17 protein-coding genes are annotated in these 12,013 nt (G+C 59.4%); 8 read left to right on the top strand and 9 right to left on the bottom strand.

Annotated features, from left to right (window positions below):
* Positions 1-157: 157 nt before the first annotated feature.
* On the top strand, positions 158-910 hold the full coding sequence (locus M0D64_RS26770) for an SDR family oxidoreductase (RefSeq protein ID WP_266259924.1): 753 nt from the start codon (positions 158-160) through the stop codon (positions 908-910).
* Positions 911-1,013: 103 nt separating this feature from the next.
* A complete protein-coding gene (locus tag M0D64_RS26775) occupies positions 1,014-1,724 on the top strand; it encodes an SDR family NAD(P)-dependent oxidoreductase (RefSeq protein ID WP_266259925.1) in 711 nt (236 codons plus the stop codon).
* A 143-nt stretch (positions 1,725-1,867) separates the two neighbouring features.
* On the opposite strand, the gene M0D64_RS26780 is transcribed toward M0D64_RS26775, so the two are convergent.
* The 3 genes from M0D64_RS26780 to M0D64_RS26790 form a co-directional block, all read right to left on the bottom strand.
* Complete coding sequence (locus M0D64_RS26780; RefSeq protein WP_266259927.1) at positions 1,868-2,251, bottom strand: nuclear transport factor 2 family protein; 384 nt, start codon at positions 2,249-2,251, stop codon at positions 1,868-1,870.
* A gap of 30 nt (positions 2,252-2,281) precedes the next feature.
* Positions 2,282-3,223: an aldo/keto reductase gene (locus M0D64_RS26785; protein ID WP_266259928.1), complete on the bottom strand. Its 942-nt coding sequence runs from the start codon at positions 3,221-3,223 to the stop codon at positions 2,282-2,284.
* A 213-nt stretch (positions 3,224-3,436) separates the two neighbouring features.
* A complete protein-coding gene (locus M0D64_RS26790) occupies positions 3,437-3,787 on the bottom strand; it encodes a VOC family protein (protein ID WP_266259929.1) in 351 nt (116 codons plus the stop codon).
* Positions 3,788-3,874: 87 nt separating this feature from the next.
* On the opposite strand from M0D64_RS26790, the gene rimJ reads away from it, so the two are divergent.
* The 3 genes from rimJ (at position 3,875) to M0D64_RS26805 (ending at position 5,367) form a co-directional block, all read left to right on the top strand.
* Positions 3,875-4,477, top strand: a complete 603-nt coding sequence (rimJ, locus tag M0D64_RS26795) for a ribosomal protein S5-alanine N-acetyltransferase (RefSeq protein ID WP_266259930.1) — start codon at positions 3,875-3,877, stop codon at positions 4,475-4,477.
* Positions 4,478-4,650: 173 nt separating this feature from the next.
* Entirely contained in the window at positions 4,651-4,941 is a 291-nt protein-coding gene (locus M0D64_RS26800; RefSeq protein WP_266259931.1) for a hypothetical protein, read from the top strand.
* 39 nt (positions 4,942-4,980) lie between these two features.
* Positions 4,981-5,367 (top strand): hypothetical protein, encoded by a 387-nt coding sequence (locus M0D64_RS26805; RefSeq protein WP_266259932.1) that lies wholly within the window; start codon positions 4,981-4,983, stop codon positions 5,365-5,367.
* 173 nt (positions 5,368-5,540) lie between these two features.
* On the opposite strand, the gene M0D64_RS26810 is transcribed toward M0D64_RS26805, so the two are convergent.
* Together M0D64_RS26810 and M0D64_RS26815 are read right to left on the bottom strand one after the other, a co-directional pair.
* Positions 5,541-5,921 (bottom strand): hypothetical protein, encoded by a 381-nt coding sequence (locus tag M0D64_RS26810; RefSeq protein WP_266259934.1) that lies wholly within the window; start codon positions 5,919-5,921, stop codon positions 5,541-5,543.
* Positions 5,922-5,992: 71 nt separating this feature from the next.
* The gene (locus tag M0D64_RS26815) at positions 5,993-6,340 is read right to left on the bottom strand and encodes a Spy/CpxP family protein refolding chaperone (protein WP_211708065.1); all 348 of its coding nucleotides are present in this window, start codon (positions 6,338-6,340) and stop codon (positions 5,993-5,995) included.
* A gap of 314 nt (positions 6,341-6,654) precedes the next feature.
* On the opposite strand from M0D64_RS26815, the gene M0D64_RS26820 reads away from it, so the two are divergent.
* On the top strand, positions 6,655-6,831 hold the full coding sequence (locus M0D64_RS26820) for a CsbD family protein (RefSeq protein ID WP_266242108.1): 177 nt from the start codon (positions 6,655-6,657) through the stop codon (positions 6,829-6,831).
* A gap of 62 nt (positions 6,832-6,893) precedes the next feature.
* Here M0D64_RS26820 and M0D64_RS26825 read toward each other — a convergent pair whose 3' ends face one another.
* The 4 genes from M0D64_RS26825 to M0D64_RS26840 form a co-directional block, all read right to left on the bottom strand.
* Positions 6,894-7,937, bottom strand: coding sequence for an alpha/beta fold hydrolase (locus tag M0D64_RS26825; protein WP_266259936.1), 1,044 nt, complete (start codon positions 7,935-7,937; stop codon positions 6,894-6,896).
* 239 nt (positions 7,938-8,176) lie between these two features.
* Positions 8,177-9,493: a HAMP domain-containing sensor histidine kinase gene (locus M0D64_RS26830; RefSeq protein ID WP_266259937.1), complete on the bottom strand. Its 1,317-nt coding sequence runs from the start codon at positions 9,491-9,493 to the stop codon at positions 8,177-8,179.
* Positions 9,490-10,230, bottom strand: a complete 741-nt coding sequence (locus tag M0D64_RS26835; protein ID WP_266242102.1) for a response regulator — start codon at positions 10,228-10,230, stop codon at positions 9,490-9,492. Before M0D64_RS26835 ends, M0D64_RS26830 begins: the two co-directional genes overlap by 4 nt.
* 126 nt (positions 10,231-10,356) lie before the next feature.
* Complete coding sequence (locus M0D64_RS26840; protein WP_266259938.1) at positions 10,357-10,728, bottom strand: GFA family protein; 372 nt, start codon at positions 10,726-10,728, stop codon at positions 10,357-10,359.
* A 238-nt stretch (positions 10,729-10,966) separates the two neighbouring features.
* Here M0D64_RS26840 and M0D64_RS26845 point away from each other — a divergent pair, with 238 nt between their 5' ends.
* Both M0D64_RS26845 and M0D64_RS26850 read left to right on the top strand, forming a co-directional pair.
* A complete protein-coding gene (locus M0D64_RS26845; protein WP_266259939.1) occupies positions 10,967-11,548 on the top strand; it encodes a thioredoxin family protein in 582 nt (193 codons plus the stop codon).
* A gap of 209 nt (positions 11,549-11,757) precedes the next feature.
* A complete protein-coding gene (locus tag M0D64_RS26850) occupies positions 11,758-11,994 on the top strand; it encodes a DUF4148 domain-containing protein (protein ID WP_266259941.1) in 237 nt (78 codons plus the stop codon).
* Positions 11,995-12,013 lie beyond the last annotated feature (19 nt).

Consider the following 12,013-nt stretch of genomic DNA (forward strand, 5'->3'; position numbering starts at 1 on the left):
ACATGGACTAGTCGGATCGACAATTCTTGGCACTTTTAGATAGAGCATGATTCTTCCACAATGGCCTCACGCGATGCGACGGCGGCGAACACTTTCACGCAATACGATGCCCGCCAGCGCCTCACATGTTCAGTTACTTTCATCTGGAGAATCTGCCATGAAGATCGTCGTAATCGGTGGTTCCGGCCTGATCGGCTCGCGTGTGGTCGCGCTGCTCAGCGAGGCGGGTCATGAAGCGCTTGCCGCGTCGCCGCGCACCGGCGTAAACGCCGTTACGGGCGAAGGCTTGAGCAACGCGCTCGTGGGCGCAGACGTCGTAGTGGATGTGACGAACGCGCCATCGTGGGAGCCGCAGGCGGTGCTCGACTTTTTCCGCACCTCGGCCCGTAACCTCGGCAAAGCCGAAGTGGCCGCAGGGGTACGTCATCACGTCGCGCTATCAATCGTCGGCTGCGACCGCACGCCGGAGAACGCGTATTTCGTTGCCAAGGTCGCGCAGGAAGAGGTGATCGAAGCGGCGGGCGTGCCGTACACGATCGTGCGCGCGACCCAGTTCATGGAGTTCATCGGCGGTATCGCGGATTTCAGCACGGTCGGCGGCACGGTGCGCGTCGGCGACGGACTGTTTCAGCCGATCGCCGCGGACGACGTCGCGGCGAGCCTCGCGCAGATCGCGCTCGCCACGCCGCTGAACGGCACGGTCGAGATCGCCGGCCCGGACCGCGCGCCCTTCGCGGAGATCGTCACCCGTTATCTGAAATCGGTAGGCGACGCACGCCCGGTGGTGACGGATCGCGATGCGCTGTACTACGGCGGCCGTGTCGAGGAGCAATCGCTCGTGCCGCTCGGCGACGCGCGGATCGGCCGCATCAGTCTCGATCAGTGGCTGGCGCAGGCTAAAAAGGGTTGATTGCAGGTTTGTGCGAAATCTGAATCAACGCGCCTACATTTGACTTGATCGGCGCCATCGGCCCGATGGGCGTTGAAGCCGAACAAAATTTTCTGGGTAAAACATGAGCACGTCACAAAAGGTTGTCGTCGTTACCGGCGCATCGCAAGGCATAGGCGCCGAAGTCGTCAAGGCGTTTCGTAAGCTCGACTACCGCATTGTTGCGACGGCACGTTCGATCAAGCCGTCGGACGACGCGAACATCCTGACCGTCGCCGGCGATATTGGTGACCCGGCAACCGCCCAACGTGTCATTTCCGAAGGTGTTGCACGATTTGGCCGGATCGACACGCTGGTGAACAACGCCGGCATATACATCGGGAAGCCCTTCACCCAACATACCGCCGAAGACTACGCCGCGGTTGTGAATGTGAATATCGCGGGTTTCTATCACATCACACAACTCGCCATCGCCGAAATGGAAAGGCATTCGAGCGGCCACGTGGTGAGCGTGACCTCCAGCGCCGTTGACGCTGCAATCAGCGGCGTGTATTCGGTACTGGCGGCCCTGACGAAGGGGGGTCTGAACGCCGCTACGAAGTCGCTGGCGATTGAATACGCCAGAAAAGGTATTCGCGTGAATGCCGTCGCGCCGGGGATCATCAAGACGCCGATGCACGCGCCGGAAACCCATGAAGCGCTGGGCGCCTTCCATCCGCTTGGGCGCATGGGTGAGATGAGCGATATCGCCGACGCGATTCTGTTCCTTGATTCCGCACCGTTCATCACGGGAGAAATCCTGCACGTCGACGGCGGCCAGAGCGCCGGCCGCTAAAATTCCTCGGGCATTGAGATGCAGGTACTGCCGGCTGTCTCACGATGGTTCGACGATCCGGCTTCGGCTGGAACCGTGCCGCACTAGCGGGGCGCTTCGATCCGGCCATACACGACCGGCAGAATCCGACCCGCAACGCGCCTTCACGCGTTCTGCTGAACCCATTGACTGCGCCAACCCGGCGCCTCAAAGGGATCCGAAAAATATTGCGTCTCGTGAACAACCTTGCCGTTGCGGAACTCCATAATGCTTACCGTGTAAGCCGCTTGCCCCTGATAGGTGATGGAATATTCGGTGACCCAGAGATTACCTTCTCCTTGAATTCGCCTAACGTCGAAGCCTGATGGCTTATCTGGATGATGACCCCGTAGCGCCTGCAAATTAACTCGCCCGAGGATGCGTTCACCTGACTGCGGATACTCACAGATGGCGTCGTCATCGTAAATATCGTGTTCAGCTTCGAGATCGCCGGCCGCCGACGCGCGCCAGTGGGCATTCAGTGCTTCACGTATTTGTTCTTCCTGCATGGCCTGCCTCCGGATACCGTTCACATCGACCTATTGCGTATTTCGCGGAATGAAGCCAGGGCTGCCCGTCTTGACGACTTCGTTGAACCTCTGCCTCGTCTCAATCCGGTTGATCTCATCGAACGCGTCTGCCGGAAGTGCGGAGATATCGAAATTCTCTCGCGCGCGGGTCGCCGTTTTGGGGGTGGTGAGCAAAGCGCAGCCACGCTGGATCGCCCAGGCAAGCAGCACCTGTGCTGGCGTCTTTCCAATTCGAGCGGCGATCAGCGAAACGACGGGATCCTCAAGTGGTCCCGGCCTGATTCCGTGACCCAATGGCGCAAAGGCCAAAAACACGATCTCTTTCTCTTTGCAGAATTCCAGAAGATCCGTTTCTGGAAGATACGGATGTGCTTCGACCTGCACCACCGCCGGCTTGATTCGCGCTGATTCATAGAGAGGCCGCAATTCGTTCAAGCCGATGTCAGACAGTCCAATTGCTCGGCATCTTCCATGGTCGACGAGTTCCTCCATCGCCCTCCACGTGTCTAACAAAGTCACGCCGTTATCGTAGATGACGTTCCCGTTTTCATCGCGCGGGTCCTGCTCATCTCCTGCTTGAAATGCAAATGGAGTGTGTATCAGATAGAGATCAAGATAGTCGAGCCCCAACCTTTCAAGACTTGCATCGAAAGCCGGTCCAACACGCTCGGGCCGATGATTGGAGTTCCACAATTTTGTGGTCACGAAGATGTCTTCGCGTGCGATCCCTCCGGCAGCCAGCCCTATCCGCAGAGCCTCGCCGACCTCGCGCTCGTTTCGATATCGTTCGGCACAGTCGAAGTGTCGATAGCCGGCTTCCAGCGCGTCTCTGGTAGCACTGGTCGTCGTAGCTGCATCGGGAATCAGCGTGCCAAATCCGAGCGCGGGCATACGACCGCCTCCGTGATTGAGCACTAACTTTTTGCTCCGAAAATCGGAAGACTCAATCACGGCGACACCTCCGCACTATTTCATGCCCTGCGACGAAGGACCGACGCTCAGGCCTGCGATTGCGGTGCCAGGTGTATGAACAGAAAATGTCAACATACTCGAGTCGCTACTCGGCAGCCGCCATCAGGGTCAAACCGAGCACCAAACAGGTCTGCTCCTTGATCGAGTGTAGCAAATGAATGACTTGGCGGCGGAGGGTTCTAAAACAACCGACTAGTCGTGGCAAGCGCAAAGTTCGAACTCATGGCCGTCGGGGCTAGCCAGGACAATGCTCTTCATGGTCTCGTCATTTAACCCATCGAGAACGACTGTTGCCCCGAGGGCCTTGGCTCGGTTTAGAAAAGTATGCAAGGCTGATACGTCGAATTCGAACACCGGTACGCATCCGCTACCGACGAACTCATCGCCAAAATCATTCAGCAGCAATCCAAAGCGGACTTCGCCTAGCGAAAACTCCGTCCACCTCTCCGACTTGCGGTTCGGCGAGCGTTCCAATAGGTTTTCCCAGAACGTCGCAGCCCGCTCCATGTCCTTCACTTTCAAATAAGTGGTTCTGATTCGCATCGAATGCTCCATGAACGAGTCTCCCGAGAGTAGTTTTTGGCTTCGGTACAATCACGCGCAATATTGCATATCAAGGGCGATAGACTAATGGCAAATGCGGCAGACCATCCGGATGAAGGACTGACCACCGAACGCGTGATATTGCGAGCCGTCAGCGAAGATGACGCGAGCGCGCTGCAAGCGTACTACGCAGCCAATCGAATACATCTTCAGCCTTGGGAGCCGGCGCGGCAGGAGAGTTTTTTTAACCTGGATGCCATCGCTGACAGGCTCCGCGCAATGGCTCATCAAACCGCAACAGGAAACGCTTTTCATCTCGTGCTGTTTGAACGTGAAGGCGGTCAGTTGATCGGAGAATGCAACTTCACCAATATCGTTAGGGGACCGTTCCAAGCGTGTCATCTTGGATTCTCTCTTGCGAAAGCGGTCGAAGGGAAAGGCCTAATGCGAGAGAGTCTAACGGTGGCCATCCAGCATGTGTTCAGAGATATCGGCTTGCATCGCATCATGGCGAACTATCGACCGGAGAACACCCGCAGCGAGCACCTACTGGCTAGCCTTGATTTCGAGAAGGAAGGCCTGGCTCGGTCGTACTTGAAGATCAATGGTTCATGGGCCGATCACGTACTTACATCGTTGGTCAATCCAGACGATCTCGCCTATCCCGTATCCAACTCACGTATGCAGTGAATGGAACAATAATGCGGTCTTCATTCAAAATGCGCGATCAGAAATCAACCCGAGCAAAGCCCGCAACCTGTCTCGCCAACAGGCTTTGGAGGCCGTTGCTTAGATGCGCGGTCCCAGTCTGCGCGTTCGCGTGCACGGTCATAACCACAATGCCGGCGTATTCAGGTGAACTGATGCAAGTCCCAGTACGGGGGCCGCAGACCCAGGCTGTCTTCATCGAACAGCCCGCCGGCGCGCCGCCATGGGTCATCGTATTGTTTGCCGGAGATGAAGGCGTGATCGCCCTCGACGAGACCGGCCCGACGACAATGAGGGCAAATTTCCTCCTCCGGACCGCCAGATACTGGACTTCCGCGGGCGATGCGATCGCTATCGTCGATGCGCCATCCGATCAATCATCCGGCATGAATGACGCGTTCCGTCTGAGCGAAGCTCACGCTCAGGACTTGCACGTCATTGTCTAGGCGCTCAGGCAACGCTTTCCGGCTGCAAAAATCGCCCTCGTGGGTACCAGCCGGGGCACGATTTCGGTTGGCAATGTGCTCCAACGCGAACCACGGCTGGCCGACGCGTATGTACTGACGTCGCCCGTCACGATCGGCATGCGTGGCGAGACCGGGCTTTCGGGCATGCACTGGGACGTCGGCGCTACACCGGTCCTGGTGGTGTCGAACGAAAATGACGGATGTCGGGTTTCACCGTTTAGCGCGGCCCGCACGCTCGCTAAGGACAGCCGGTTGCAGTTCCTGGCAGTATCAAGCAGCGAGCGCGGCGGAACTGGCGCCAGTGAATGCGGGGCGAAGTCGCCACATGGTTTTCTTGGCATCGAGGCGCAGGTGCTGTCGGCGGTCTCACGATGGCTGGAAGACCCGGGAACCGTGCCCAATTAGCGGGTCGTCTCGATGCGGCCGTATGCGACGGGCAGAACCCGGCCCGTTTGAGCCCCACGGGAAACAGCATATCTCTAGGCCAGAATCCAAATTCAGATTCGGCGGGATCCTGCCTCTGTAGACCCGCCTGGAAGATTGTCGAAACGGCAATCACCAGGCGCGGGTCCTGCGCTCTATCGGAACTGGAGCGGTATAAACAAGCTTATGCCCGGTGCGGACTCCGGGGCATAGACCACGGGTGGTGGCGCATACACATAGTCCTGGTTGCCGTAATAGTCGCCGCGACGGTGGTCATTGCCGGGATGTTGATAGGCCTGCCGGTTGCCGTGATCCGACTGATGTCCCTGATTATGGTGATAGTAGTTATTCGCGCCATGCTGCTCCTGGCCCTCGTGATTGCCGTTCCCGTTCCCGTTTCCGTTTCCGTTTCCGTTGCCTTCGCCAAAGGCGGGCGCCATGGACATGCCGCCAAGGGCCAGTGCCAGGCCAATTGCAGTCGTGATTCCGGTCTTCATCGAGCCCATGCACGCGGCTCTCACTCTTTGGATTTTCATGATGTGCTCCTGTCTGCGATCCGGGACCTTACTGAGGTGCCAGTCCGCTTCCCGTTGCGGGTGTCTTGAGATCACCCTTTCTTCGCGGCGTGGTGATGGTCAGTCTGGAAAATCAGATCGGCGTTCTTCTTCTGAACGTCGGACATGCTGTCGTACAGTGCCTGAAACGCAGGAGTGAGCTTTCTGATGCCGTCGGCATGGGCATCTGCGATCTGGCCATAGGATTTGAGATCGTCGACAGCGCTCATGCTGTTGGCTTGACTGGTTCGTGCCTGTCTGAGCGAGTCCATCGTGCCCGCATTGTCACGCATGACCTGTGCGACCTTTTGCCAAAGTTCTTCCTGCGCCGCGGTGATCTGAAGCCTCGTGTGAAGTCCACTGATACGCGTATCGATCTGGCTGTGGGCCGCAACGGTCATCACGCTTGCACGTGGTTGAGTCTGGGTGGAGGTGGCAGCGCTCGCAGGATTGGCGAATGCCGTTATCGCGAGAAAAACTGCTATCGCGAATGCCGGCGCGGGTCGCGGTTGGGATGGGATGCCAACGAGTCTCATGATCGGTCTCCAAAGGAGTTCGATGGACTCGCAAAGGGATTACCGTCAGTGCGGCGAATTCGATCGAACAAATCATTTGTGCGCCGACTCCCGACCGGCGTCTGTCCGGTGCCGTACCGACTGCTTCGTCCATTGAGGTCATGCTGTGGCGATGGAAGCAGCGCTCAAGGAGCGAGGTAATGAACAAAGACCAGATGCAGGGATGGATAAGAGAGATCACGGGTAAGCTGCGTACCGGCCTCGGCAAGACCATCGGAAACCGCACGGTCGCGTGGAAGGGGCGCGTCGAGCAGGTCATCGGCAAGACGCAGTCATCGTATGGCGATGCCAAGGCGCGCTTCAAGAAACGCTCATAAGCGACCGATGCGCCGCATGGCGCAGCACGTTAGCGCGCCAGGCCCCCGCTCCTCCCCTCCGCTTAAAGCCGAACGACGTCGACGATGGCATCGGCAAATGCCTTCGGCGCTTCCTGTGGCAGGTTATGTCCGATGCCGCCGTCGATGTTCCGGTGCTGATACTTGCCGGTGAATTTCTTCGCGTAGGCTGCCGGTTCGGGATGCGGTGCGCCGTTGGCGTCGCCCTCCATCGTGATGGTCGGGACAGAGATGGTCGGCCCCTTCGCCAGTCGCGCTTCAAGCTCGTCGTATTGCGGCTCGCCCTTGACCAGCCCCAGACGCCAGCGGTAGTTGTGAATCACCACCGCGACGTGATCGGGATTGTTGAAGGACTCAGCCGAGCGGTCGTACGTCGCATCGTCGAAATTCCATTTCGGCGACGCGAGACGCCAGATCAGCTTGTTGAAGTCGTGGCGGTTCGCTTCGTAACCTGCATGGCCACGCTCCGTGGCGAAATAGAACTGATACCACCAGGCCAGTTCAGCCTTCGGCGGCAGCGGCGCCCGGTTGGCTTCCTGGCTGCCGATCAGATAACCGCTCACCGACACCATCGCCTGGCATCGCTGCGGCCACAGCGCGGCGATAATATTCGCCGTACGCGCGCCCCAATCGAAGGCGCCAAAGATGGCTTTGTCGATCTTCAATGCATCCATCAACGCAATGATGTCGACGGCCACCACGGCCTGCTGACCGTTGCGCGGCGTATCCGCGGACAGGAACCGTGTCGAACCATAACCCCGCAGATACGGCACGATGACCCGGTAGCCCGCGGCTGCCAGCAACGGTGTGACTTCAGCAAAGCTGTAGATATCGTAGGGCCAGCCGTGCAGCAGGATCACAACCGGTCCATTCTGCGGACCCGCTTCCGCATAGCCCATGCTGAGGGTTCCGGCATTGACCTGGCGAATGTTGTCGAACGAAGCAACACGCGTTGCGGTGTTCGCATTGGATGGCGTGCCGGTCGACTGAGCCTTGGCTAGCCCGCTCAAACCCAACTCCATCAAGCTGATACCAGCAACTGCCGTCCCAAGCAGACGACGACGTCGAGTATTGATCTGATCCGGCATCGCGGATTCTCCTCAAAGGTTAGCTAAACGGGCGCAAGACATGTCCGGCCTGCGAAGCCAGACGATCTGGCCTGGAATCATTAAAGCCCGTGGACGTATCTGGCGTGTGTCTGCGAAAAGCACCAGTGAAACGTTATGTATTTACCGACGGTGCAGATACGTTGAGATACAAGACGGGGGAGTTGACGTTCATCGACGAAAAAGTACGGCATACAACGCGATCGGCGAGCGATCGGAATTTAGCCGACGCCTTTCAACACCAGTGTGGCTTCTAGGCCGCCATCGGGCCGGTTATGCAACGATAGCGTCGCGTCCATCGCCAAAGCGAGTTGCCGCGCAATCGCGAGGCCCAACCCGGTACCGCCGGTTCCGCGGTTGCGCGATCCTTCCAGCCGATAGAACGGTTCAAACACCGCTTCCAGCGACTCGGCCGGAATACCCGGCCCACGATCGAGCACGGAGACCCTCACGTGCCCGTCCTGCGAGGCGACCCTGATCTCGGCCGCCCCACCGAACTTCAACGCGTTATCGACGAGATTGCCCACGATCCGGCGCAACGCCTGAGGACGCGTCACCAGCGCAGTATCGATTCGACCGTGCAGCGAAACGTCCTTGCCGGCATCGACATAGTCGAACACGAGGCTATCGAACAGCGCGTCCGGATCGATACGCAGGGGTGCCTCGCTGGCGCCGTGCATGGTGCGCGCGTAGGTGACGCCTTCCTTGACCATCGTTTCCATTTCCTGCAGATCCTGCTGCAGCTTGGCGCCCTGTGGGCTCTCGTCCATCACGTCGACGCGCAAACGCATGCGGGTAATCGGCGTTTGCAGATCGTGCGAAATCGCCGCGAGGATCTGCAAGCGCTCAGTCATGTACAGCCTGATGCGGTCCTGCATGGCGTTGAACGCCCGCGCCGCGCGCGCCACTTCGTCCGGGCCGTCTTCGGGCAGACGCTCCACCTTCAGGTCGGGGCCCAGGGCATCGGCCGCTCGCGCCAAGTAGCTCAACGGGCGCGTTGCCAGCCGTACCGCCAGCCAGCAGCACGCGGCCAGCACCACCAGTTGCAGCACCAGCAACCACGACAACCACGGCGACAGCGGCGCTCCCGGCATGGGACGATAGTCGATCGTCAGCGGCATGCCGTCACTCAACTGCAGATGGACCTGCAGGCGGTCCGGATCACCGGGGACGGCGTTGGCCGTGAGCGGATAGCGCTTGCCAATGCCGTCTGCGATAGATTGAGCGACCCTCGCTGAGAGCTTCTCATCCGGCGGCGCGCCGGCGACCCCGGGCCCGAGATTGAAGGTATAGGTGCGACGCGCCAGCCTTGGCAGCCATTCGGCCCGTTCGTTAGCGGGCAAATGATCGAGCAGCGCGACGGAGCTGGTGACCTCGCGCTCGATGTAACCCATCATCACGTTCGTCATGGTCTGGTCCCGCTCCGTCATGGTGAGCCAGACCGACAGCGTTTGCACCAGCGCAAGGCTGACAAAGAGAATCAGGGCAAGCCGCGCGAACAGCGTGCGCGGCCAACGCAGCAATGTATTCAGCTTCATGGCGTGCCTTCGATCATGGTCACCGCCGCCGAAAATACATAACCCTCGCTGCGCAGCGTCTTGATGTAACGGGGCTCGCGCGCGGTGTCCTGCAGGCGTTGTCGCAAACGGCTGACCAGCAGATCGATCGAGCGATCGAACGCATCGGCCTGGCGGCCTTGAGTCAGATTCAGCAACTGATCGCGCGTGAGCACGCGCTGGGGATGATCGAGGAACACGCGCAGCAAGCGATACTCCGCGCCGCTTAAGGCCACCATGGTGCCCTCGGCGTCGAGCAGATGACGCGCCGTGGTGTCGAGGCGCCAGTCGCCGAAGGCGATCATCGGCGCGGTTTCCGTCACCTGCATACCGGGCGGCAGCATCCGCGCGCGGCGCAGCACGGAGCGGATGCGCGCCAGCAGTTCGCGCACCGCAAACGGTTTGGACAGGTAATCGTCCGCGCCCATTTCCAACCCGACGATGCGATCCGTCTCCTCGCTGCGGGCGGTCAGCATCAAGACCGGCACCGCGCGAAACTTGCCGGCACGCAATTCCCGGCACAGCACGAGACCGTCTTCGCCGGGCATCATCAGATCGAGCACGATCAGATCAGGCGCGCCCTGTTCGAGGACGGTGCGCATCTGCCGGCCGTTGGCGGCCAGCGAAACGCGCATGCCGTTCTTCTCCAGGTAGGTGGCGAGCAATTCGCGGATGCCGCGATCGTCGTCGACGATCAAGACGTGGTCGGTGTTTTCCATCAACGGATCAATCCTTTCGACGATTGACGCGCACCCGGTTCACGTTGATCAGCGAACAGTGCACGGGGTGTGCCAGTTCCGCCGCCAATCCGCCCGCGAGAAAGGCGAGAATTGTCATGAGCCGTCTCATGCATCCTCCACGACGGACAGGCTGGCGCCATTGGACACGCTGGCCTCCAGCGTATACGGGTCGACACCCTCTAGGCAACCGATGTTGACCCGCCAGAGCTGCGGATCTTTACGCGTCTGATGGAACGGATAAATGCCGCAGTGCTTGCAGAAGTAGTGCTTCGCCGTGCGCGTATTGAACTGATAGAGCGTCAGCGCCTCCTCACCCTGCAGGATCTTCAGTTCGCCCGCGGCGAACGGCGGCGTCATCAGCGCGCCCTTGCGCCGGCACAGGCTGCAATTGCAACGCGCAGCAGGCAGGACATCGGTACGGACTTCAAATTTCACGGTCCCGCAATGACAGGATCCTTGCAGCAGTTCGGTACTCATGTGGCCTCTCCACGATAGGAATGGCTGGTTTATAGCCTGGTACGCGCGACGCTTTGTATCCCAATGTATCTGGGCGTTCCCCTGACACAAAACATTGCACCCGCGCCGCCTCGGCGACACAAGCCAGATACGAACGGGCGTTCAAATTCACCCATGCCAACCACTGGAATGCCCGATGCGACGTCCAGGTCCACGCCCGGATCGCCGCTCTGTTCCCCTCTCTGAAAAGGACGCTGACATGCTCTCCCGACTCAAATCCACCGCAACCGTCGCCCTGTTCGCCGCAACCGTGGCAGCCGGCGCCGCCGCAATCGCAACGCTCGTTGCAAGTCCCGCGGCCAGCGCTGCCGCCGGTCCCGTTGCAAACCAGCTCGACAACAACACTACCGCGCCGGAATTTACCGGCATCGATAAATGGCTCAATAGCGATCCCCTGACCATGCAGCAGTTGCGCGGCAAGGTTGTGCTGGTCGATTTCTGGACCTATACCTGCATCAATTGCATCCACGTGCTGCCCTACGTCAAGACCTGGAATCAGAAATACAAGGACCAGGGCCTGGCGGTGGTTGGTGTCCACACACCCGAGTATCCGTTCGAGCGCAGCACGGACAACGTCAAGACGGCGATCAAGCGCTTCGGCATTACGTTCCCGGTCGCGCAGGACAACAACTACGCAACATGGCGCGCCTACGACAACCAGTATTGGCCCGCGTTTTATCTGGTCGACAAGAAAGGGCACGTGGCCTACACGCACTTCGGCGAAGGCGACTACGAACAGACCGAAGCGAAGATCAAGGCGTTGCTGGCGGAAAACCCGTGATTCGTATCGCAATGTATCTGGGCCCCGAGGTGATACAGAACATTGCAATTGCCCCGGTTTCTCGACACAAGCCAGATACGTCCGCACGTTTTAATGCATCAACGCCGGATGCAAGACGCAAGCAAATCGCAGATGACTGACCGAATTGCTGCCCTTGCTCCTGATACCCCGGCGCCTTCCATTTAATTTATTGGTTCACGGAGAACGACATGAAAACCTCAATGATCGCTTTGGCATTCGCTGCATTCGCTACGGTTGGCTTCGCTCACGCCTCTGAAGCGCCGGCAACAACCGCTGCTCAATCGGCCGCCGCGCAAGTGCAGCAATGGAACCCGAGCCAAACTGGCGCAACGCAGAAGACGCGCGCAGAGGTCCGCCACGAACTGGTTCAAGCCCAGCAGGATGGCCAACTCGCCCAGCTCAGCAGCTTGTATCGCGGTAGCTGATTATCTGAGCGCCGCAAGA

Origin of the sequence: Paraburkholderia sp. WS6 (assembly GCF_030464835.1) — a bacterium.
Taxonomy (GTDB): domain Bacteria; phylum Pseudomonadota; class Gammaproteobacteria; order Burkholderiales; family Burkholderiaceae; genus Paraburkholderia; species Paraburkholderia madseniana.